Origin of the sequence: Pseudomonas sp. NY15181, from assembly GCF_048068055.1 — a bacterium.
GTDB lineage: Bacteria > Pseudomonadota > Gammaproteobacteria > Pseudomonadales > Pseudomonadaceae > Pseudomonas.
This window is the reverse complement of sequence record NZ_JBLUPT010000006.1, coordinates 314301-336856: the sequence shown is the minus strand read 5'-3', so window position 1 is coordinate 336856 and position 22556 is coordinate 314301. Positions and strand designations below refer to the sequence as shown.

The window sequence follows — 22556 nt, the reverse complement described above, 5'->3', positions numbered from 1 at the left end:
GCCGACCAGCAGCGGCGCGAAGTGCGCGTCGAGGTTGGCCTTGATGCTTTCCGGGCTCTCGTTGCCGTAGGCCAGGCCGCCGATGGTGGTGGCTTCGCCGATACCTTCCACGCCGTCGCTGCAGTGCAGGCGCAGGATCACCAGCGTCTGGTTCTGCATCGTGTGCATGGCCAGCTTGTGCGGGCGGATGGTCGGCAGGTCGACGATGATCGACTCGAGGCGTTCGATGACGGCGCTACTCATGGCGGTCTTTCCGTTCAGGTTTGGGGAGGCCGGGCAGCGCGCTGGCGCGACCCGCACGGTCGTTTCGGTGGCGGCGCTCAGCCGAGGTCGCCGCCGCCCACCGGCAGGGTCACGCCGGTGATGAAGCTGGCTTCGTCGGAGGCTAGGAAGAGGATTGCGCCGACCTGCTCGTCGATGCTGCCGTAGCGTTTCATCAGGCTGCTATCGACGGTCTGGTCGACGATCTGCTGGTACCAGACCTTCTCCTGCTCGCTCGGCTGCGCCGCGTTGCGCGGGATGCGCCGGGGCGGTGCCTCGGTGCCGCCGGGGGCGGTAGCGTTGACCCTCACGCCGCGCTCGGCGGTCTCGAAAGCGAGGCACGCGGTCAGCGCGTTCACCCCGCCCTTGGCCGCGCCGTAGGGCACGCGGTTCACCCCACGGGTAGCGACGGAGGAGACGTTGACGATGGCGCCCGCGCCCTGCTCCAGCATCGGCACCAGTGCCGCGCGGCAACACCAGAGAGTGGGAAACAGCGAGCGGCGCACCTCGGCTTCGATCTCGTCTTCGGCGTAGTGCTCGAAGGGTTTTGCCCTGATGGTGCCGCCGACGTTGTTGATCAGGATGTCGAGACGGCCGAAGTGCCGGATGGCCTGATCGACCACCCGCTGGCAGTCGGCGAAGCGCTCAAGGTCGGCGGTCAGGGTGAGGACGTCGGCGTGCTGGCCGAGGGCGTCCTGCAGTTCATGGACAATCTCGGAGCGGTCCACGGCAATGACCTTGGCGCCCTCTTCCACCAGCCGCTCGGCGACACGCCGGCCGATACCCTGGGCGGCGCCGGTGACGAGGGCGGTCTTGTTGTTGAATCGGTTCATGGAAACCTCTTGTTCAGTTGATTCCCGAGACTTGGTGCGTTACCCAACGCCCTCACCCCAACCCTCTCCCAAGGGGAAAGGGAGCCATTCGTGCCGGCTGATGCCGAAACTTCAACCTGCACCCAAGCAGTCCCCTCTCCCTCCGGAGCGGGGCGCGCAGCCAGGGTTAGGGTGAGGGGCTCTTGAACAATCAGGCCGCGCTCGCCGCGAACTTCTCGTAGTAGAAATTCACCGGCGTGATGCCCTGCTCACGGATGTACTGGCTGACCGCCTCGACCATGGGCGGCGGGCCGCAGAGGTAGAGGTCCACCTCGCCGTCATTCAGGTGCGCAGGCTCGATGTGCTGGGTGACGTAGCCCTTGCGCGGGTAGCTGCTCTCCGGGCTGGCCACGCAGGCACTCCAGGTGAAGTTGGGGATGCGCGCGGCGAAGGCTTCCAGGCGGTCCATCTCCACCAGGTCAAAGTCGTGGGTAACGCCGTAGATCAGGTGCAGCGGATGCTCGCTGCCGCGCTCGGCAATCTGTTCGAGCATCGCGGTAAAGGGTGCCAAGCCCGTGCCACCGGCCAGCAGCAACAGAGGACGCTTGATCTCGCGCAGGTAGAAGCTACCCAGCGGGCCGGCCAGAGTCATGGCGTCGCCGGCTTTGGCAAGGCCAGTGAGGAAGCTGCTCATCAGCCCGCCCGGCACGTTGCGGATCAGGAAGCTGACCTCGCCGTCCTTCTGCAGCGAGCTGAAGGAATAGGCGCGACTCTGTTCGCTGCCCGGCACCTGCAGGTTCACGTACTGCCCAGGCAGGAAGGCCAGCCTGCTCAGCGACTCGCCCTTGATCGACAGCGAAATGGTGCTCTCGGAAAGCTGGCGTACCGCGCTGATGCTCGCCTCGAAGCTGGCCTGCGCCGTCTTGCAGACCTGTGAGGAAGCCGGCACGCGCACCACACAATCGCTCTGCGCACGCATCTGGCAGGTGAGCACGTAGCCCTGCGCGGCCTCGTCCCCGGTCAGCGCGTCCTCGATGTATTCCTGGCCCAGGTCGTAGCGGCCGGCTTCGGCGAAGCACTTGCAGGTGCCGCAGGCGCCGTCGCGGCAATCCAGCGGGATGTTGATGCCCTGGCGATAGGCCGCATCGGCCACGGTCTCGCTGGGGCTGGCATCGATGAAACGGGTAACGCCGTCTTCGAAGTTGAGTGCGATCTTGTTCATGTCATTCGCCTCAAAACGCGGCTTGAAGCGTCGCGAGCGCAGGCCGGGCAAGGCGGAGGACGGTTCGGAAGCGCAGTTCACTCTAGTAAATGAGCATTACGGACCGTTCTCCAACGCAGCACGGGCAAGCGCAGCAGCTTCACGCCGTGTTTTTCAGATGTGGTAGATGTCGATGACCTGCCTGACGTAGTCGTTCTTCAGCACGACCTTCTTCGCCTTCACCAGCGGTTGCTCGCCGCGCACGTCGAGGGTGTAGAAGCTGGTGCCGAAGTAGCTGTCCACGGTCTTGTAGCGGAAGCTCAGGGTGTGCCAGTTGAAGCGCACCTGGCACTGCCCGTCGGCCTCGCCGAGCACCTCGATATTGCTCAGGTTGTGCGAGGTGCGGGTGTCCGGCAGGGTCGCGCTGGAACGCTCGGTCTTGATGCGGAACACGCGGTCTTCCAGGCCGCCGCGGTTGCCGTACCAGATCAGCGAGATTTCCCGCTGCGGGTCTTCGGTGAGCTGGTCGCGGTCGTCCCAGGCCGGCATCCAGAAGGTGGCGTCGGCGGCGTAGAGTTCCAGCCAGGCGTCCCAGTCCTTGTCGTCGAGGTAGCGGGCTTCGCGGTAGAGGAAGTCGCGGACGGTCTCGTAGCGGCTCATCACACGCCCTCCTCTTTCAGCGCGATGCGGTTGGCCTGTTCGGCGGCCAGCGCGTCGATCATGGTCCGCTGCCAGTACTGGTGCTGCAGCACGAACAGGCCTTCGTCCTCGGTGCGCACACCGGAAAGTGCCGGCGCCAGGTCGATTTCCCGTGCCGCATCGTCGGCACCCTGTACCCAGTGTTTCGCGCCACGCGACATGTCGTTCCAACCCCCGGCACTGCCCTGGTAGGCCTGCTGGCAGGAGCGGAACTCCTCCAGGTCGTCCGGCGTGGCCATGCCGCTGACGTTGAAGAAGTCCTCGTACTGGCGGATGCGCTGGGCGCGCGCCTCGGCGCTTTCGCCTTTGGGCGCGATGCAGTAGATGGTGATTTCGGTGCGGTTGACGTCGATGGGCCGGGCGATGCGGATCTGCGAGCTGAACTGGTCCATCAGGTAGACGTTGGGATACAGGCAGAGGTTGCGCGAGTTCCCGATCATCCAGTCGGCACGGGCCTGGCCATGGTCGCGGGCCAGTTCGGCGCGGCGCTCGAAGGCCGGGCGCGCCTCGGGGTTGGCCCAGCGGGTCCAGAGCAGCAGGTGGCCGTGATCGAAGGAGTAGAAGCCGCCGCCCTGCTTGGCCCAGCCGCCGGCGCTCATGGTCTTCACCTCGCCGCCGGCCTCGCGCTGCTGGCGCTGGTTCTGGGTGGCGGCATAGTTCCAGTGCACGGAGCTGACGTGGTAGCCGTCGGCGCCATTCTCGGCGGTGAGCTTCCAGTTGCCTTCGTAGATGTAGCTGGAGGAACCGCGCAGCACTTCCAGGCCTTCGGGGGACTGGTCGACGATCATGTCGATGATCTTCGCCGACTCGCCCAGGTGCTCCACCAGCGGCTTGACATCGGCCTTCAGGCTGCCGAACAGGAAGCCACGGTAGGACTCGAAACGCGCCACCTTCGTCAGGTCGTGGGAGCCTTCGCAGTTGAAGCCTTCCGGATAGCCGGCTTCAGCCGGGTCCTTGACCTTGAGCAGCTTGCCGGAGTTGTTGAAGGTCCAGCCGTGGAACGGGCAGGTATAGCTGGAACGGTTGCCGGACTTGTGTCGGCAGAGCATGGCGCCCTTGTGGCTGCAGGCGTTGAGGAAAGCGTTGAGGACGCCGTCCTTGTTGCGCGCGATGAAGATCGACTGGCGGCCGATCTGGGTGGTCAGGAAGTCGTTCTTCTCGGGAATCTGGCTCTCGTGGGCGAGGTAGACCCAGTTGCCTTCGAAGATGTACTTCATCTCCAGGTCGAACAGGCGCGGGTCGGTGAACATTTCCCGCCGGCAGCGGTAGACGCCCTTCTCGGGGTCTTCTTCGAGCAGCGAACGCAAGTAGTCGATACCCAGGGACATGGCCGGGGCCTCCGTTGTTTTTGTTCAGGCAGGCTCAGGTTAGGGCTGGGTTGGCGGGGGCAATATCCGCTTTGTGCAGAGTGCTATCCAGTTTCTGCAGGCGCGAACGGCAGGAGCCCTGGCGGCACCCGAGGGGCCGCCAGAGTAGTGCTCAGAGGTGGAAGACGACGCCGTATTCGCCGGCGACCTGCACGGTTTTCGGGACGTCCACCGGGCCGGGCGGCACTTCGCGGTCCAGCGCGCGGAACATCTCGATGGCCTGGCTGCCGGCGCCGGTGACCTCAAGCATCTCGCCGCCGCCGGGGCCGAAGTTGAAGCCGTGGAGGGTGCCGGCGGGGATATGGATCAGGGTGCCGGCGTGGCAGGCGGCGGTGCGCCCGGCGACGGTGAAGAAGACCTCACCCTGGAGCACATAGAAGGACTCGTCCCAGTCGTGGGTATGCGGTGGCGGACCGGCTCCCTCCCCGCCCGCCTGGAAGGTGATCCGCTGCGCCGCCGAATCCGTATCGGCCACCAGCACGTTGATGCGGATACCGACGACGTTGAGGGCCGGACTGCGCTCGCCCGGATCGAGAATGAACGGGTTGGAACTCATGGACATGGCCTCCCCTGGGGCGGCGCGAAATGCACACGCCTCTTTCCAGTAGAGTCCATCCGGCAAGGCCGGGCGGGGAATCGGAAGAACGGCAGGGGCCGGCGCCAGGAACGTCTACGCGCAAACCATGGGAGCCACATTGAACAACCCATTCCGCCGCGATGCTTTCCACAAAAGCATCGCGGACAAAGTCCGCTCCTACAGAAGACGCCCCCCCCTCTGGCTCTTGAAGTTTTCCAGAGAAATTTCCGCGCACTCCGGACCGCCCCTTTCAGGAGGCCTCGTTGAATTGGAGTTTCAGGGGTTGAGCGGCATGGATGCCGCGAGAGCGTTGTCGGGCCAGGGATGGCCCGTCAACGCGGGCCCCTGAAACTCCGATTCGACGAGGGCATTTTTCGCCCCAAGCGAAAAACCGGATGGAGGGGCAAGACCTTTGCCTTCTTTGGGGCGTTTGCCAAAGAAGGTCGCCCGAGGGGGCGAAACAAGAAGCCCCCGAGCACACAGAAGCGGCGCATACACACCCATCTCGATAAAGCGCATCGCGGACAAAGTCCGCTCCTACGCAAGCGGAAACGTCGGAGTCAACCTATAGGAGCGAGCCATGCGCGCGATCGCGGGCATGGTCGGATTACAGGCAGGAGAGTCAGACGCGCCGCTTGAGCGTCTCCGACGGCAGCTCACCGAACTGCTGGCGATAGCTCTCGGAGAAGCGCCCCAGGTGCAGAAAGCCATAGTCCAGCGCCAGCTCGGTAACGCTGCGCACCGGACACGCCGGGTCGCCCAGGCAGGCACGGACGCGCTCCAGCTTCAGGCGGCGGATGTACTGGCGCGGCGTGCTGCCGGCATGGCGTTCGAACAGCGCGTAGAGCGAGCGCAGACTCATGGACGCCTGGCGGGCCAGGGCCTCGACGTCGATGTCCTCGCGCAGGTGGCCCTCGATGTACGCCTCGATGCGCTCGAAGGACGCACTGGCGCCGGCAATGGGTTCGCGGCTGACGTTGGTCTTGAGCAGGGTCAGCAGCTTGCTGGCGACGATCTGCTGGTAGTGCTCGTCGACCCGGGCCAGGCGTTCGCTGGCCTCGGACTCCTGGCAGACCATCGACAGCAGGTTGACGAAGCCCTCCAGCTCGCCCAGCCGGTAGCGGTTCTCGGTGAAGCGCACGCCAACGCGCGGGTGGCTCCAGCGCTGCTCGGCGCAGATGGCTTCGAGCAGCGTCACCGGAATCTTCAGGATGAATTTCTCGCAGTCGTCCGAGTAGGTCAGGTCGACCGGATCATCCGGGTTGATCAGCAGCAGCTCGCCCGGCGCGAGGTAGTGCTCCTGGCGCTGGCCGCGCCACAGGCAGTGGCCGCTCAGGAGAATCTGCAGGTGGAAGATGCTTTCCAGCGCATCCGAGGTGACGCGCACCGCGCCGCCGTAGCTGATGCGGCACAGGTCGAGGCTGGCGAAGCGCCGATGGTTGAGGCTGGCCTGCGGATGCCCGTGGGCCGGCAAGCGCAGGTCATGGGTGCCCACGTGCTGGTTGACGTAGCCGGACACCGCGTAGGGGTCGGCGCGTTCGAACACTCGGCTACGTTCGCTCAGCAAACTTTGCATGCAGGCACCAGGGTTGTTGTCAGCGGCCGCGGTCTGCGCCGCGGTCGTTCCAGTCTATGCGAGCGGCGCGGCGTTGGGACGGGGCGGAGATGAATGGCAACACACTCTTGCCGCCCCCACCCGATCAGGTGGCGTCGGCATGGCTGACCAGCCCCTTGATTACCACGGCGGCGGTGGCGATGGCGGCCGGGACGATCAGCGCGGTCAGCACCTGCTCGAAGTTCCAGCCCAGGCCCAGCAGGGTCGCACCGATCCAGGCGCCGAGGATGGCGCCGAAGCGGCCGATGCCAAGCATCCAGGACACCCCGGTGGCGCGCCCCTGGGTCGGGTAGAAACGCGCCGCCAGGGACGGCATGGCCGACTGCGCGCCGTTCACGCACATACCGGCGGCCAGCACCAGGGTCGCCAGCAGAGTGACGGTGCCCAGGCTCTGCCCCACGCAGTAGGCGAACACCCCGGCCAGGCAGTAGAAGATGCCGATCACCTTGTGCGGGTTGAAGCGGTCCATGGCCCAGCCCACCGCCACCGAACTGAGCACCCCGCCGAGCTGGAACAGCGCGCCGATGAAGGCCGCCTGCTCCATGCTCGCGCCGGCGTCGCGCATCAGGGTCGGCAGCCAACTGGTGAGCAGGTAGACGATCACCAACCCCATGAAATAGGTCAGCCACAGCAGCAGCGTGCCGGCGCTGTAGGTGCCGGAGAAGATCACCTTGAACACGTTGCGGCTCTGCACCGTCTTCTGCTCCGGGATGCTGAAGTCGCGGGCGGAGACCACCTCGGCCGGTGCGATGGGCGCGAGCACGCGCTTGACCTTGTCCGCCCCGCGATTGCGCACCACCAGGAAGCGCGCCGACTCCGGCAGCCACACCAGCAACACCACCGCCAGAACCAGCGGCAACACGCCGCCGAGCAGCAGCAGGCTGTGCCAGCCATAGGCCGGAATCAGCTTGGCGGAGACGAAACCGCCCGAGGCCATGCCCAGGTTGAAGCCGCAGAACATGCTGGTCACCAGCAGCGACTTGAGGCGCTCGGGGGTGTACTCGGAGAGCAGCGTGGTGGCGTTGGGCATCGCCGCACCCAGGCCGATGCCGGTGAGCAGGCGCAGCACCAGGAGCTGGTCGAGGTTGGCGCTGAAGGCCGAGATCAGGCTGAACAGGCCGAACAGGAACACCGCCACCACCAGCACGCCCTTGCGCCCGAAGCGGTCGGCCAGCGGGCCGGAACCCAGGGCGCCGAACACCATGCCGATCAGCGCGGCGCTCATCACCGGGCCGAGGCTGGCGCGGTCGATGCCCCACTCCTGGGTCAGCGCCGGGGCGATAAAGCCCATGGCCGCGGTATCCAGGCCGTCGAGGAAGACGATGAGGAAGCACAGCAGCACGATGCGACACTGGTACAGGGACAACGGCTGGGCATTGATGAAGGACTGGACGTCGAGCGTGCCGGCAGCGGGCACGTGGGCGGAACTGGTCATGCGAAGTCTTCCTGCGAAGGGTTCGTCGCAGCAGTGCCGATGTCGCCGAGACTGCCTTGAACGGACAGGAATGAGGCGCAAGCCGGAGGACCCGCGGACCGGCAAGAAGACAGGCGCTGAAAGCCCGGGCTGACGCTCATTGTTGTTATTGCCCCGCCGGTCAGGGCGGGGTTGGGCCAACAGTACGGAGAGTCTCTGGGCGGTTCAATTCGATGATCGCCTATACGTTCGGTTATCGAACAACTTCGCTCGGCACCGACTCTGCTAGCCGGCGCGTCAGATCGACAGGCGCACCCCTCGTTCCGGGTCGACCACGGAAGCGCCGCGCCGCTTGTTCACCACCAGCTCGCCGATGTCGATCAACCGCGTGCGGGTGACGTTGCGGGTCAGGCCCAGCAGGTTCGCCGTGTGCACCTGGTTGCAATGACAGAAGCGGTAGGCCGCGCGCAGCAGGGCATCCTCCACCCGCGCGTGCAGGTTGCCGCCCTGCTCCTCGAACAGGCGCTGGAAAGCCTGTTGCAGGAGTTGCTCGGCGCCGAGGGACTCCAGGCGCGGCTCGTCGCTGCGTTCGATACGCAGGTTGGACAGGTGCAGGTCCTCCGCGCGCACCACGCCATCGCGACAGATCAGCAGGGTGTGGTGGATGACGTTTTCCAGCTCGCGGATGTTCCCCGGCCAGGAATAGCTGCGCAGCTTCTGCGCCGCCTCGGCGCTGAGCTGGCTCGGGCCGTAGCCCAGTCGGCGGCTGTACTCGGCGATGAAGTGCCGGATCAGCGGGAGGATGTCGCCGGGCCGCTCGCGCAACGGCGCCAGCTCCAGGCTGACCACGTTGAGCCGGTAGTAGAGGTCCTCGCGGAAATGCCCGGCGTTGATCGCCTTCTCCAGTTGCACGTTAGTGGCCGCCAGCACCCGCACGTTGATCGGGATGCTCTTGCGCGAGCCCAGCCGCACCACTTCGCGCTCCTGCAGCACGCGCAGCAACTTGACCTGGATCGGCATCGGCAGGTCGCCGATCTCGTCGAGGAACAGCGTGCCGCCGTCGGCCTCCTCGAACCAGCCGGCCTTGGCCGCCAGCGCGCCGGTAAAGGCGCCCTTCTCGTGGCCGAACAGCTCGGCCTCCACCAGGGATTCGGAGAAGGCCCCGCAGTTCACCGCCACAAACGGCCCGCCGCGCCGCGCGCTGAGGTTGTGGATGTGCCGCGCCACCAGCTCCTTGCCGGTGCCAGTCTCGCCGATGATCAGCACGCTGGCCTCGCTGGGCGCGACCTGCTGCAGGTGGTCGAGCAGCGCCTGGGATTTCGGGTCCTCGAAGACCTGGGCGGTGGCGCGGATGGACGTGGCCAGCGCCGGCGATTTGGGCAGGGTCAGCAGAGCTTCGGCTGTGGTCGCGTTCATGAGTAGAAGGTCGGTTGCGGCAGTTGCTGGTTCAGCGCCCAGTCGCCCAGTTCGCGGACCTTGTAGTCCACCGGGTCGTGCAGGGTCTGGGTGCGCAGGTTGCGCCAGTAGCGGTCGATGCGCAGCGCGGCGTGGGTGGAGCGCGCGCCGGTGACTTCGAACAGGCGGTTGCAGATTTCCAGGCCGTTGCGCGTGGCCGCGACCTTGGCGGTGGCGATGGCCACGGCCAGGCGCCCGCGCTCCTCGGCGTCCAGAGCGGCGCCCTTGCTCCAGGCTTCGTCGAGCAATTGCGCAGCGCGGCGCACCAGCAGGCGCGTGCTTTCCAGGCCGACCCAGAACTCGCCGTAGTGCGCGAGCACGTAGGGGTCTTCGCTGACGGTGGCGGCCGTGGAGCGGAACCACGGGCGGCTTTCCTTGAGCGTGTACTGCCGCGCCTCTTCGAAGGCGCCTTCGGCGATGCCGAGGAAAACGTGGGTGAAGATCAGCTGCGCGATCAGCGGGCGCAGGCAGGCGAACGGCGTGCTCAGCGGGCCGGGGTCGAGCAGCAGTTCGCTCTCCTCCACCCGCACGCGCTCGAAGGTCGCGCTGCCGCTGTCGGTCTGGCGCTGGCCCATGTTGTCCCAGTCGTGGGCCAGGCTGATGCCGCTGCGCGCGGTGGGGATGGCGGCGATCAGCAGCTTGCCGCCCTCGCCGTCCAGTGCCGAGGCAATGAGCATCTGCGAATCCAGCGCGCCGGAACAGAAGCTCTTGCGCCCGGAGAACTCGCGCCAGCCGGTGAAGGTGCGCGACACGGTGCGGGTGTCCAGCGGGTTCAGGGCGTTGCCCCAGAACCATTGATTTCGCGCGGTCAGCTCGAACCACGGCTGCCACTGTTCGGGCCGCGAGAACAGCCGCACGGTGGCCAGCATCAGGTGCTGGAAGCCGAACACGTGGGCGATGGAGCTGTCGACCACGGCGAACTGGCGGACGATGTCCAGCGTGGTGCTCCAGTCGGCGCCCAGGCCGCCGTACTCTGTGGGGATGATCAGCGACAGCAGGCCGCTCTGGCGCAACGCGTCGCGCTCGGCCTTCGGCGTGCCGCCACGGATGTCGCGCTCGGCGGCGGTTTCGGCGAAACCGGCGGCCAAACGCTGGGCGATCTGCCCGGGTGTCTGTGCGTCGAGACGCGTCTTGGCGTTCACGCTCGCTTCCTCTTGAATGGGTTCATCGGTGGCTTCTGGATCCCCGCGTTCGCGGGGAAGACGAGTGCCCAGCATGGACTCCAGAAGCACTCGTCACCCCCGCGAATGCAGGGGCCCAATGAACAACGCCTTAGCTCGCAGCCCGCGCGGGCAGCACATCGTTGGCGATCATTTCGCCGAACGGCCCGGTAAGGTTGGTCACGCCGCGCCCGGCCAGGCTGGCGTAGGGCTCCGGCAGCAACGGGAAGACCAGCTCGGCGAAGCGGTAGGCCTCTTCCAGGTGCGGGTAGCCGGAGAAGATGAAGCTGTCGATCCCTAAGTCCGCGTATTCCTTGATGCGCTCGGCGACCTGCTGCGGATCGCCCACCAGCGCGGTGCCGGCGCCGCCGCGCACCAGGCCAACGCCGGCCCAGAGGCTGGGGTAGATCTCCAGCTGGTCACGGCGACCACCGTGCAGCGCGGCCATGCGCCGCTGGCCTTCGGAGTCGAAGCGGGCGAAGGATTTCTGCGCGCTGGCGATGGTCTCGTCGGAGATGTTGGCGATCAGCTTGTCGGCGGCCTGCCAGGCTTCCTCGGCGGTCTCGCGGACGATCACGTGCAGGCGGATGCCGAACTTCACCGTGCGGCCCTGCTTTGCAGCCTTCTCGCGCACGTCGGCGATCTTCTGCGCGACCGCTTGCGGCGGCTCGCCCCAGGTCAGGTAGACGTCCACCTGCTCCGCCGCCAGGTCATGGGCCTCGGCGGAAGAGCCGCCGAAGTACAGCGGCGGGTACGGTTTCTGGATCGGCGGGTAAAGCGCCTTGGCGTTCTCCACCTGCAGGTGCTTGCCGGCGAAGTCCACGGACTCGCCCTGCAGCACGCGGCGCCAGATGCGCAGGAATTCATCGGTGACTTCGTAGCGCTCGGCGTGGCTGAGGTGGATGCCGTCGCCACGGTTTTCATCCGGGTCGCCGCCGGTGACCACATTGATCAGCAGGCGCCCGCCGGACAGGCGATCCAGGGTCGCGGCCATGCGCGCGGAAACGGTCGGCGAGATGATCCCCGGACGGATCGCCACCAGGTAGCGCAGGCGCTCGGTAAGCGGCGCCAGGGCCGAGGCGACCACCCAGGAATCCTCGCAGGAGCGGCCGGTGGGGATCAGCACGCCGTAGTAGCCGAGGGAATCGGCGGCCTGGGCGATCTGTTTCAGATACGGCAGCGACACCGGGCGGGCGCCCTCGCTGGTGCCGAGGAAGTGGCCGTCGCCGTGGGTGGGCAGGAACCAGAATACGTTCATCGATGGCTCCTCAGGCGGTCTTGCGCAGTTGCGGGCGGGCGAACAGCGGCGCGGCGCGCTCGGCGGCCAGCTGGATGCGGGCGCGCAGGGTGTCGCTGGTGATCTGGTAGTTGGCGAAGTCGCCTTCGCTGGCATACACGCCAATGGGCAGCGTGATCGACTGGAAGAAGCTGAACAGCGGGCGCAGCTGGTGGTCGAGGACCAGCGCATGGCGCTCGCTGCCACCGGTGGCGGCGAGCAGCACCGGGGTGTCGATCAGGGCGTTCATGTCCACCAGGTCGAACAGGTGCTTGAGCAGGCCCGGATAGGAGCCGCGGTAGACCGGTGAGGCGACGACCAGCAGGTCGGCGCTCTCGATCTCGCGCAGGGTTTCTTCAAGTTCGGCGGAGAGCTCCTGGCGGGACAGCGCGGCGCCCAGCGGGCGGGCGATATCGGCCAGTTCGATGAGGCGGGTCTCTACCGGCAGGCGTTCGCCGAGAGCATCCAGCACGGCCTGGGTGAGCACCAGGGTGCGCGAGGGGCGATAGGTGCCGCCGGAGACGGCGACCACTTTGATGGGGCGGGTCATGGGTTTTCCCTGTTGACTGTTGCGCTAGGTACAGCACCCTTCAGCAAGGGCCGTACCAACAGGGAAATGTGCGATTTCAGGGCAGTTTGCCGGGGTTTTCCCGGTGTTTGCTGTCAGCCTGGCAACAACGCTGCTGATCCACTGCTGCCAGGGCAACACTTCATTGCATCAGTGGACGGCCAGCTCGCGCAGGCCGTGGGAAATCTTCAGGCCCTCCAGTTCGGCCAGGTATTCCCCGCTGCTGATCAGACCGATGCAGGGGGTCGCACCGCGCTGCCGCAGTTGCCCGGCCGCCAGCTTGCGCGCCAGCGCTACCGCCGCCATGCAGGGGATGTTCGGGCCATGGTCGTCCTGCGCGAGTATTTCCCAGCACAGCGCCAGGGGTTGGCCATCGCCATCGACACCCTGCAGATGAACGAACATGCCGCTGCGCCCGTCGCCCAGCGGTTCCATGGCCACCGCCATGCGATGCAGGCTGGCGCCCAGGCCGGCGGGGTTCTTCACCAGGCCGGCACGCACCAGCCAGGAAAGGCCCCAGGTGCCGAACTGGGTGAGACGCAGGCCCAGCCCGGCGGAAAAGCGGACGTCCCGCACGCCGGGGTAGCGCTGCGGGAACAGCTCCAGGTCCGGTACGTCGCAGTGCGCCAGCCAACGCCGCCCCAGGGGCGCGGGAAAGCGATGGCGATTCAGCCCCTGCCAGCCATGGACGTTCTGCCAGCGGCCCTGGCGCCACTGGCGCAGCGGCTTGCCGCAATAGCCCAGCACCGCCTCGACCGTGGCATGGCCGGGAATCTTTGACGAGGAGCTGATGCCGTGGTGGATGCTGTCCAGCCGCTGGAAGCGCGGCAGCAGTTCGTCGATCACCGCGGCGGCCAGGCCGGGAACCGAGCTGGCTCCGCTGCACACCAGCACGCCGGCGCTGCGGGCGGCGCGGTCGAGTTCATGGATGCCGCAGACGAACTGGCGCGCGTCGGCCAGGTCGATGTAATGCGCACGCGCACCGATGGCCGCGCGGGCTACGCGGTAATCCTGGCCCTGGAAGGGGCCGGCGGTTGAAATGACCAGGTTGACCTTGAGTTCATTGAGGCGGCCGGCGAGCGTCGGCTGGTTCATGTCCAGGCACACCGCCTCCCCGCCTACTTCGCGCGCCAGCGCACTGGCGCGCTTCTGGTCGCGGCCGCCGACCAGCACGCGAATCCCGTCGATCCCGCTCAGGCGGCGAACGATCAGGCTGCCGAAGTTGCCATAGCCGCCCAGTACCAGGACGCGAAATGACGGTTCAACTGAAACAGACATCCATACTCCCTTACATCCGCCGGCGTCATGCCAGCAACCTCATCCCGGTTTCGCGCCGATGTGCCTCGGCAGTGTGTCGTCCAGCGGCCACCACGTGGCCCTGGATTCGATGTAGTAATGCCCTTCGGGCTTCGTCCGCAGCGGCTCGTCCAGGCTTCCCGCGCGCACGCGCAGGACCTCGGGACGCGAGTCGCGGGCGCTGTAGATCGGCGAACCGCAGCGGCCGCAGAACACCCGGCGCTTGTCCTCCGAGGAGCGAAAATCCACCAGCGCCTCCGCGCCGGACAGCAGCCTGAAGGCATCGCTGGCGACGGGAACATTGGTGGCGAACGGACCACCCTGCGCCTTGCGGCATTGCCCGCAATGACAGACCTGGATCGGCGCCAGTTCACCGCTGATCACGTAGCGCACCGCGCCACACAGACAACCGCCGTTGTGCATCGCCCCGCTCCCTGGTCGCCATCGCAAGGTGCTGGAGTCTAGAACAACGATGTGAACCTTCTCCACCTCACCGGTGACGGGCGCGAAACCGGTCTCAGACCTCGATTTCCCAGCCCAGCGGATAAAGCAGTTCTTCCTTGTAGCCGGCCCAGACCCGTACCGCCGCCGGGAAGCTCGCGTCCAGCTCCGCGTCGCCACTGTCCACCAGCAACGGCCGGCCTTCCAGGGTGCCCAGCTTGCGCTTGGTGGCGATCACCCGCAGGCGGTCGATGCCGATGGCGCGCAGCACGCGCGGGCTGATCTGCTGGTTGCCCCGGCCGAGGATGTGGCCCTGGCCGCCGATGGCGGTGACCAGCAGGAAGGCAGGATATCCCTCCACCAGCTCGAACAGTTGCGACTCGGTGACGTCGCGGGCGACCACCTCGCCGTTCTCGATCACGTCCACGCCCAGCAGCGTGGTCTGGAGATGCAGGTCGGCGGCCAACCCGTGCAGGGTCGAGCCCGGCCCGAAGACGTAGCGCACACCCTGCTCCCAGCTGTCCTCCAGCCAGGCGGCGAGATCGGCCAGCACCAGTTCCTCGGTCTCCATGCCGGCCTGCTTGACGTGCTGCATGAAGTGTCCTTCTTCGGGCACCGTCAGCTCGGCGTACCAGCGCGCGGCGACGCGGCCATCACGCAGGGCCGCCTCGTCGAGATCACGCACCTCGCCCTGGGTCAGGCGCACCAGCCCGCCCTCGACCAGCCGCAGCGCCAACGCACCGGCGGCGCGCGGGCTGATGGCATAGACCCCGGAATGGATCTTCACCCCGGCGGGAATCCCCAGCACCGGCTGGCCTTCGCGCGCCACCTCGGCGACGTCGCGCGCGGTGCCGTCGCCGCCGGCGAAGAGGATCAGCGCGACGCCGGCATCCTGCAGCGCCTGCACGGCGTGACGGGTATCCGCCGCCGAGCTGCACTCGCCTTCGATCTGGCCGACCAGCCGGTGGGAAAAGCCCATGTCCGCCAGCAGATCGGCGCCCATCGGCCCCGGAAAGGTGAGGAACTCCAGGCGCTCGCGCACCGGCAGCAACTGTTCCAGCGCCACCCGCGTGCGCTCCGCCGCCCGCGGCTGCGCGCCGCGCGCCAGGGCCAGTTCGGCAACGCCATCGCTGCCCTTGAACGCGGTCGGTCCGCCGATACCGGCCAGCGGATTGATGATCAGGCCTACGCGAAAGCCATCCATACTCACCTCGAGTCATTCCACCGGCGCAATGCCGGGCCGATCTTCACTATAACGACAAGCAGCAAACCGGGGTCTTGCAGTTGGCACGCAACCTGCGTGACTTGCGAGGGTACGGTTGTCTGCCGCTGTGGGTGACGTATCTCCGCCGCCGTACGTGCGGCCTTTGTCACCGAGACTTCATGTGATCTGCCTAGACTGCATTCGAACGTTGTAGAGGAGACTGGCCATGAGCTTGCAACATCATCAGAACCCCGCCCCCCGCCCGACACCCCGTGATCCGCAGCAGCCGGTAGGCGGCTCGGTCATCGACGCCCAGGGCCGCGAGATCCCGATCACCGAAGACATGATCCAGCGCGCCTGCCGCGAACTGGAAAAGGGCGCCGAGACGCCGCGCCGATGAGTGCGCGGGCTACCCTGCCCTACTCCCCGACCCGGTTGGCGCCCAGCGCCGTCAGCAGGTTTTCCAGGCACGGCGCATCGCCCTGGATGTCCACCCACAGCCCGGTGATTTCCCGCCGCGGCGGGTAGTGCTTGCGCAGGGCGTCGAAGGCCGCCCGCCGGGTCTGGGTATCCCCCACCAGGCTGCGGCGGAAGTTGGCGTCATCGCTGCGCGGGTCGTACACCGCGCGGCAGAGCATGGCCAGCGCCCAGTCCGGATCGCACTCCTCTTTCAGACTCAGCTCTGCGAGCCATTGCGCTGGCAGCAGATCGTCCAGGCTCACCTCCGGCGCGCAGCCGAGCCAGGCGCAGAAGGCATCGTAGATCTGCGCCGTGCCGCGCAGCTTGCCGTCCAGGCTGTAGCCGGCGATGTGCGGCGTGGCGATGCGGCAGTGCTCGGCCAGTTGCACGTTCACTTCCGGCTCGCCTTCCCAGACGTCCAGCGCCACGTCGATGTCGGCGCCCGACTCCAGGTGAATGCGCAGCGCGGTGTTGTCGACCACCCCGCCACGGCTGGCGTTGATCAGCCAGGTGCCGGGGCGCAGCGCCTTGAGGCGCTCGGCGCCGATCAGGTGGCGAGTCGGGTTTTCACCGTCGCGGGTCAGCGGCGTATGCAGGCTGATCACGTCGCACTCGCGCAGCACTTCTTCCAGGCTGCGGAAATCACCACCTTCGGCGACGGCGCGTGGCGGATCGCAGACGCGCACGTCCCACCCCAGCCCACGCAGCACGTCGACCAGACGGCCGCCGACCTGGCCGGCGCCGATCACGCCATAACGGCGCTCGGCCAGCTTCGCCCCGTGTACCTCGGCCAGCGCCAGCAGGCTGCCCAGCACCCAGTCCACCACGCCACGGGCGTTGCAGCCCGGCGCGCTGGACCAGGCGATGCCGGCCTCGGCGAAGTAGTCGAGGTCGAGGTGATCGGTGCCGATGGTGCAGGTGCCGACGAACCTGACCTGGCTGCCTTCGAGCAGTGCACGGCTGACGTCGGTCACCGAGCGCACCAGCAGCACCTCGGCATCGCCCAGGGCGGCGCGGTCGATGCCGCGTCCGGGCAGGCGACGGATGTCACCGTGACCGCCGAAGAAGGCTTCGACCAGGGGAATGTTTTCATCGGCAAGGATACGCATGGGCTGACTCCAGAAATCGGCACCGGCTACTTTACCAGCGCGCCCGCGTAGGGTCCCGCAACTTGCATCGATGCTTTCCTGACCAGACTGACAAGTCGTAAACTGGCCGGCTTCTTTCCGCTTCCTGCCGCCAGAAAAGGATCGCCGTGACCAGCATCGCCCAGCCCGTCTCCCGTGGACGGCGCGCCCTCGTCGAGTTCAAGGAACTGCTCAGCCTCGCCACGCCGATCATGATTGCCCAACTGGCCACCACCGCCATGGGCTTCGTCGATGCGGTGATGGCCGGGCGCGTCGGTCCGCGTGACCTCGCGGCGGTGGCGCTGGGCAACTCGATCTGGATTCCGGTGTTCCTGCTGATGACCGGCACCCTGCTGGCGACCACCGCCAAGGTGGCGCAGCGCTACGGCGCCGGCGACCAACCGGGCACCGGCCCGCTGGTGCGCCAGGCGCTGTGGCTGGCGCTGCTGGTAGGCCCGCTGGCGGCGGCGACCCTGTGGTTCCTTTCCGAACCGGTGCTGCGGGCGATGAAGGTCGAAGAAGCGCTGATCGAACCCAGCTGCTTCTACCTGCGCGGCATCGCCTGCGGTCTGCCGGCGGTGGCGCTGTACCACGTGCTGCGCTGCTACAGCGATGGCCTGGGGCGCACCCGGCCGAGCATGGTGCTGGGCATCTGCGGGCTGATGCTGAACATTCCGATCAACTGGATGCTGATCTACGGCCACCTCGGCTTCCCGGCGCTTGGCGGCCCCGGCTGCGGCTGGGCCACCGGCTCGGTGATGTGGTTCATGCTGCTGGGCATGCTGTTCTGGGTGAACTGGGCCAAGGTCTACAAGCACAGCCAGCTGTTCGCCCACTGGGAGCTGCCGAAACCCGAGGCGATCGGCGGCCTGGTGGCGGTGGGCCTGCCGATTGGCATCGCGATCTTCGCCGAATCAAGCATCTTCTCGGTGATCGCCCTGCTGATCGGCGAACTGGGCGAGAAGGTCGTGGCGGGCCATCAGGTGGCGCTGAACTTCAGCGCGCTGGTGTTCATGATCCCCTACTCGCTGGCCATGGCGGTGACGGTGCGCGTGGGCCAGGCCCTCGGCGCCGGCGCGCCACGCGATGCGCGCTTCGCCGCGGGCGTCGGCATGGGCGCCGCACTCGCCTACGCATGCATTTCCGCCAGCGGCATGCTGCTGATGCGCGAGCACATCGCCGCGCTCTACACCCAGGACCCGGACGTGCTGGCGCTGGCCGCCTCGCTGCTGGTGTTCTCGGCGCTGTTCCAGTTCTCCGACGCCGTACAGGTGACTGCCGCTGGCGCCCTGCGCGGTTACCAGGACACCCGCGCGACCATGATCATGACCCTGTTCGCCTACTGGGGCATCGGCCTGCCGGTGGGCTACAGCCTGGGCCTGGCGCACTGGCTGCAGGAGCCCACCGGGCCGCGCGGCCTGTGGGAAGGCCTGATCGTCGGCCTGACCTGCGCGGCGGTGATGCTGTGCATCCGCCTGGCGCGCAGCGCCAAGCGGCAGATTCTTCTGGGTGAAAAGCGCCTGAACGAGCGCCTGGCCGGCTGACCTCAGTCAGCCGCCACCAACGCCGGCTGCGGCCGGCTGCTCAGGGTGGTACCCACCGAAGCGGCGATGATGGCGCCAATGGCCAGCCACTGCAGCGTGGTCAGCTGCTCGCCGAGGAACACCAGCCCGGACAGCGCGCCGAAGGCCGGCTCGATGCTCATCAGAGTGCCGAAGGTGCGCGCCGGCAGGCGCGTCAGGGCGATCATCTCCAGGGTGTAGGGCAAGGCGCTGGAGAGCACGGCCACACCGAGCAGCGCGGGGTACAGGCTGATGTCCAGCAGTGCACTACCGGCGTGGGCGACGCCGATCGGCACCACACACAGCGCAGCAATCGAGATGCCCAGCGCGGCGCCCTGGGCGCCCAGGTCATTGCCGGCCCGCTGGCCGAAGATGATGTACAGCCCCCAGCAGACGCCCGCCGCCAGCGCCAGGACAGCCCCCTTGGGATCGATGCCCTGGCTGACGTCGGAGATCGGCAGCAGCATGACCAGGCCGACTACTGCCAGGGCGATCCACAGGAAGTCGATCGGCTTGCGCGAATAGAACAGCGCCACCGCCAGCGGCCCGGTGAACTCCAGCGCCACGGCGATGCCCAGCGGCACGGTCTCCACTGCCATGTAGAACATCAGGTTCATCCCGCCCAGGGTCACGCCATAGAAGAACAGCGGCTTGAGCGGCTTGCCGCGCAACGACGTGCGCCAGGGGCGAAGAATGGCCAGCAGGATCATCGCGCCCATCAGCAGGCGCATGGCGGTCACCCCCGGCGCGCCGATCAGCGGGAACAGGCTCTTGGCCAGGGACGCGCCGGTCTGGATCGAGGCCATGGACACGATCAGGACGGCGATGGGAAGGACAGTAGCGATAAAGCGGGAACGAGGCATGATGCGGACCTGAACAGGCGTTGCAACGATGGGGAATTCTTGGTTGACTGTTATGCGCAACATAATGCGCAAAAAGGCCAGAATGAGCAATATATTGCCCAACAATTCCGAACGACCCAGCGTGCTGGTGCACGTCGCCGACAACGTGAAGACCCTGCGTCGCAGCGGTGGCTTTAGCCAGGACGCGCTGGCCAAGGCTTCCGGCGTCAGTCGGCGGATGCTGGTCGGCATCGAGAGCGGCGACACCAATGTCAGCCTCGCGACCCTGGACCGCATCGCTGCTGCCCTGAAAGTCACCTTCGCCGACCTGGTGCGGCCGCCATCCACGGGCGGGCTGTCCCGCGTCGATGCCGTGGCCTGGGGCGGCCAGCAGCCCGACAGCCGCGGTACCCTCCTCGCCAGCACGCCAGCCACGCGCCAGGCCGAGCTCTGGCACTGGACGCTCGCCCCCGGCGACACCTACAACGCCGAGCCGGATGCCGAGGGTTGGTACGACATGGCCTATGTCATCGAAGGCCGACTGACCATCGTCCTCGCCGGGGAAACGGTTGAGGTCGAGGCTGGCGGGTTCCATGTGTTCAAGAGCAACCAGCCGTTTTCCTACCAGAACCATGGGGATGTGTTGCTGCGGTTTGTGCGGAACGTGGTGAATTGAACCGGTAGGAGCGCCCAACAGGAGCGAATCGCGGACGGAGTCCGCTCCTACGTGGGCGCATGACGCCGGTGTTTCATCTGGGATACGGAGTCGTCCGCGACGGATTTCGCGGACAAGGTCCGCTCCTACGGAAGTAGCGCACCACACTGGCTTTGGTACTTGAAGACTTCCAGAGAAATCTCAACGCACTCCGAACGGCCCCGTTCAGGAGGCCTCGTTGAATTGGAGTTTCAGGGGTTGAGCGGCATGGATGCCGCGAGAGCTGCGATGGGCCAGGGATGGCCCTTCGCAGCGGGCCCCTGAAACTCCGATTCAGCGAGGGAATTTTTCGCCTAAGCGAAAAACCGGATGTCCGGGGCAAGACCTTTGCCTACTTTGGGGCGTTTGCCAAAGTAGGTCGCCCGAGGGGGCGAAACCAAATATCCCAGCGCATGCCCAAGCGGCGCAGAACACCAACAAAAAAGGCCCGCACCAAGCGGGCCTTTCTCTGTCACACCAAGCGTCAGCTGCCCTGCGGCATCTCCCCCCGCGCCAGGCGGGCATTGATGTCGACGATCACCGCCGGCAGCTCGGCAATGGTGTCGATCAGGTAGTGCGGCCGCGAACCCTCGAAGATCTGGCCGATACGGCGACGCTCCTGCTCCAGCTTCTGGGCCGGCAGCGCCTTGAACTGCTCGTAGGTCAGTCCCAGGGCATTGCCCGAGCAGGTCAGCGCCACGGTCCACATCCCGGCGCTGCGGCCTTCGAGGATGCCCGGCCAGGTGTCGTCGACCTTCACGCAGGCCGCCACATCGTTGATGCCGAGGGCGATCACGTTGGCCAGCGCCTGGGCCGGATGCGGGCGGCCATTGGGCACCTCGTCGGTGGCAACCACATGGTCGGCGACGTAGCCGTTGGTCTTCGCCAGGGCCACCACTTTCTCCATGACGACGGCTGGATAGCCGGAGCAGGAGCCGACCTTCAGGCCCTGCTTGCGCACGGCGGCGATGGCGTCCAGTGCGCCGGGAATCAGCGCGGAATGCTCGGCGATCTTCTCGATCTGCAGCGGCATGAAGCGCTCGTAGATGGCGGTGACGTCATCGTCGGTCGGCGCGCGGCCGAACTTGGCCTTGTAGCGTTCGGCGATGGCGGGGATGTCGCACAGGGTGCGGATGTGGTCCCACTTGCCCATGCCCATCGGGCCGCGGGCCTCTTCCAGGCTGACCTGGACGCCGAATTCGGCGAATGCCTCGACGAAGATCTGGGTCGGGGCGAAGGAGCCGAAATCGACCACGGTGCCGGCCCAGTCGAGGATGACGGCTTGCAGTTGCTTGGGTTGTTCGTAGTTCATGAGATTCAATCCTGTGGCAGTCGGCCGGGGTCAGATTTCGAAGACTTCCATCTCTTTCAGCGTCTCGGCGATGGCCGCGACCGCTGCACGCATGCCGCTGCCATCGACCTGGCCGATGCAGCCCACGCGGAAGGTTTCCACCTGGGTCAGCTTGCCCGGATAGAGGATGTAGCCCTTCTCGCGCACCCGGCCGTAGAACTCGGTGAAGCTGTAGCGAGGATCGCGTGGGGCATGGAAGGTGACGATGATCGGCGCCTGGATTTCCGCCGGCAGGAAGCTGCGGAAGCCCAGCCTGCCCATCTCGGCCAGCAGAGTCTGGCAGTTGTTTGCGTAACGCTGATGACGGGCCGCGAGACCGCCCTCCTCCTCGTACTGGCTCAGCGCTTCGTGCAATGCGGCCACCACGTGGGTCGGCGGGGTGAAGCGCCACTGGCCGGTCTTGGCCATGTAGGCCTGCTGGTCCTGCAGGTCCATGGACAGCGAATGGCAGTTGCCGGCGCTGGCGTTCAGCGCGGAGGTACGGGCGAAGACGAAGCCCATCCCGGGCACACCTTCCAGGCACTTGCCGGAAGCGGCGATCAGCGCATCGAAGGGCACGTGGCGGGCGTCGATATCCAGCGCGCCGAAGGAGCTCATGGCATCGATGATCAGGCGCTTGCCGTGGGCCTCGATGACCTTGGCGATCTCCTGCAGCGGGTTGAGGATGCCGGTGCTGGTCTCGCAGTGGATCAGCGCGACGTGGGTGACGCTGGGGTCCGCGCTGAGCAGACGGTCAACGTCGGCAGCGGTGGTCGGCACGTCTTCTTCGGTTTCGAAGGTAGTAAATTCGCGGCCGATCACCTGGCAGATCTTCGCCAGGCGCTTGCCGTAGGCGCCATTGATCAGCACCAGCACCTTGCCGTCACGCGGTACCAGGGTGCCGACGGCGGCTTCCACGGAGAAGGTGCCGCTGCCCTGCAGGGGCACGCAGGTGTGGGTCGCCTCGCCGTGGATGATCGCCAGCAGGCGCTTGCAGACATCGGCGGTCAGGTCGTTGAAGTCGCGGTCCCAGGAGCCCCAGTCGACCATCATGGCGCGACGGGTGCGGGGGGACGTGGTCAGCGGACCGGGAGTCAGCAGGATGGGGGCTCGCTCGGCAGTGCTCATGCTCGATTCCTCTTTCTTGGGAACGTCGTCAGGGCTGAATTTGGTTGGGCCCGGCGTCATTGCCGTGG

21 protein-coding genes and 1 pseudogene are annotated in these 22556 nt (G+C 66.8%); 3 read left to right on the top strand and 19 right to left on the bottom strand.

Translation table 11 applies throughout. The features are described 5' to 3' along the window. From ACNFBT_RS16830 to ACNFBT_RS16760, 15 genes and pseudogenes are all read right to left on the bottom strand, one after another. Positions 1-243: pseudogene (locus ACNFBT_RS16830) on the bottom strand (muconate cycloisomerase); the annotation flags it as partial. Positions 244-320: 77 nt separating this feature from the next. Continuing rightward, positions 321-1094 carry a 1,6-dihydroxycyclohexa-2,4-diene-1-carboxylate dehydrogenase gene (locus ACNFBT_RS16825; RefSeq protein ID WP_416751205.1) on the bottom strand — a complete coding sequence of 258 codons (774 nt, stop codon included), beginning with the start codon at positions 1092-1094 and terminating at the stop codon, positions 321-323. Between the two features lie 190 nt (positions 1095-1284). Next, positions 1285-2295, bottom strand: coding sequence for a benzoate 1,2-dioxygenase electron transfer component BenC (gene benC / locus ACNFBT_RS16820; RefSeq protein ID WP_416751203.1), 1011 nt, complete (start codon positions 2293-2295; stop codon positions 1285-1287). A 153-nt stretch (positions 2296-2448) separates the two neighbouring features. Beyond that, positions 2449-2934, bottom strand: coding sequence for a benzoate 1,2-dioxygenase small subunit (gene benB / locus ACNFBT_RS16815; RefSeq protein WP_243434634.1), 486 nt, complete (start codon positions 2932-2934; stop codon positions 2449-2451). Beyond that, positions 2934-4301, bottom strand: coding sequence for a benzoate 1,2-dioxygenase large subunit (benA, locus tag ACNFBT_RS16810; RefSeq protein WP_416751201.1), 1368 nt, complete (start codon positions 4299-4301; stop codon positions 2934-2936). Before benA ends, benB begins: the two co-directional genes overlap by 1 nt. A 151-nt stretch (positions 4302-4452) precedes the next feature. Beyond that, on the bottom strand, positions 4453-4896 hold the full coding sequence (locus tag ACNFBT_RS16805; RefSeq protein ID WP_416751200.1) for a cupin domain-containing protein: 444 nt from the start codon (positions 4894-4896) through the stop codon (positions 4453-4455). A 643-nt stretch (positions 4897-5539) separates the two neighbouring features. Further along, positions 5540-6493, bottom strand: a complete 954-nt coding sequence (locus ACNFBT_RS16800) for an AraC family transcriptional regulator (protein ID WP_416751198.1) — start codon at positions 6491-6493, stop codon at positions 5540-5542. A 124-nt stretch (positions 6494-6617) separates the two neighbouring features. Continuing rightward, positions 6618-7967 (bottom strand): MFS transporter, encoded by a 1350-nt coding sequence (locus tag ACNFBT_RS16795; protein WP_416751196.1) that lies wholly within the window; start codon positions 7965-7967, stop codon positions 6618-6620. 276 nt (positions 7968-8243) lie between these two features. Then, positions 8244-9362, bottom strand: a complete 1119-nt coding sequence (locus ACNFBT_RS16790) for a sigma-54 interaction domain-containing protein (protein ID WP_416751195.1) — start codon at positions 9360-9362, stop codon at positions 8244-8246. Continuing rightward, positions 9359-10543, bottom strand: a complete 1185-nt coding sequence (locus tag ACNFBT_RS16785; protein WP_416751193.1) for an acyl-CoA dehydrogenase family protein — start codon at positions 10541-10543, stop codon at positions 9359-9361. Before ACNFBT_RS16785 ends, ACNFBT_RS16790 begins: the two co-directional genes overlap by 4 nt. A 130-nt stretch (positions 10544-10673) precedes the next feature. After that, positions 10674-11819 carry an FMNH2-dependent alkanesulfonate monooxygenase gene (gene ssuD, locus ACNFBT_RS16780; RefSeq protein ID WP_416751191.1) on the bottom strand — a complete coding sequence of 382 codons (1146 nt, stop codon included), beginning with the start codon at positions 11817-11819 and terminating at the stop codon, positions 10674-10676. Positions 11820-11829: 10 nt separating this feature from the next. Next, the gene (msuE, locus tag ACNFBT_RS16775; protein WP_416751189.1) at positions 11830-12387 is read right to left on the bottom strand and encodes an FMN reductase; all 558 of its coding nucleotides are present in this window, start codon (positions 12385-12387) and stop codon (positions 11830-11832) included. Between the two features lie 168 nt (positions 12388-12555). Next, entirely contained in the window at positions 12556-13683 is a 1128-nt protein-coding gene (locus tag ACNFBT_RS16770) for a saccharopine dehydrogenase family protein (RefSeq protein WP_416751187.1), read from the bottom strand. Between the two features lie 39 nt (positions 13684-13722). Next, positions 13723-14124: a GFA family protein gene (locus ACNFBT_RS16765; RefSeq protein WP_416751185.1), complete on the bottom strand. Its 402-nt coding sequence runs from the start codon at positions 14122-14124 to the stop codon at positions 13723-13725. A gap of 94 nt (positions 14125-14218) precedes the next feature. After that, positions 14219-15346, bottom strand: coding sequence for an ATP-NAD kinase family protein (locus tag ACNFBT_RS16760; RefSeq protein WP_416751183.1), 1128 nt, complete (start codon positions 15344-15346; stop codon positions 14219-14221). Between the two features lie 226 nt (positions 15347-15572). On the opposite strand from ACNFBT_RS16760, the gene ACNFBT_RS16755 reads away from it, so the two are divergent. Continuing rightward, positions 15573-15746 (top strand): PA1571 family protein, encoded by a 174-nt coding sequence (locus tag ACNFBT_RS16755; RefSeq protein ID WP_416751181.1) that lies wholly within the window; start codon positions 15573-15575, stop codon positions 15744-15746. A 19-nt stretch (positions 15747-15765) separates the two neighbouring features. Here the strand turns inward: ACNFBT_RS16755 and pdxB are convergent, their stop codons facing one another. Further along, positions 15766-16914, bottom strand: a complete 1149-nt coding sequence (gene pdxB, locus ACNFBT_RS16750) for a 4-phosphoerythronate dehydrogenase PdxB (RefSeq protein ID WP_416751179.1) — start codon at positions 16912-16914, stop codon at positions 15766-15768. A 146-nt stretch (positions 16915-17060) separates the two neighbouring features. Between pdxB and ACNFBT_RS16745 the strand changes: the two genes are divergently transcribed. Beyond that, complete coding sequence (locus tag ACNFBT_RS16745; RefSeq protein WP_416751178.1) at positions 17061-18476, top strand: MATE family efflux transporter; 1416 nt, start codon at positions 17061-17063, stop codon at positions 18474-18476. A 2-nt stretch (positions 18477-18478) separates the two neighbouring features. On the opposite strand, the gene rhtA is transcribed toward ACNFBT_RS16745, so the two are convergent. Continuing rightward, entirely contained in the window at positions 18479-19357 is an 879-nt protein-coding gene (rhtA, locus tag ACNFBT_RS16740) for a threonine/homoserine exporter RhtA (RefSeq protein WP_416751176.1), read from the bottom strand. Between the two features lie 52 nt (positions 19358-19409). On the opposite strand from rhtA, the gene ACNFBT_RS16735 reads away from it, so the two are divergent. Beyond that, positions 19410-20012 (top strand): helix-turn-helix domain-containing protein, encoded by a 603-nt coding sequence (locus ACNFBT_RS16735; RefSeq protein WP_416751174.1) that lies wholly within the window; start codon positions 19410-19412, stop codon positions 20010-20012. A 502-nt stretch (positions 20013-20514) separates the two neighbouring features. Here ACNFBT_RS16735 and phnX read toward each other — a convergent pair. Beyond that, positions 20515-21342 (bottom strand): phosphonoacetaldehyde hydrolase, encoded by an 828-nt coding sequence (gene phnX, locus ACNFBT_RS16730; RefSeq protein ID WP_416751172.1) that lies wholly within the window; start codon positions 21340-21342, stop codon positions 20515-20517. Between the two features lie 30 nt (positions 21343-21372). After that, the gene (locus ACNFBT_RS16725; RefSeq protein WP_416751170.1) at positions 21373-22488 is read right to left on the bottom strand and encodes a 2-aminoethylphosphonate--pyruvate transaminase; all 1116 of its coding nucleotides are present in this window, start codon (positions 22486-22488) and stop codon (positions 21373-21375) included. Positions 22489-22556: the final 68 nt, after the last annotated feature.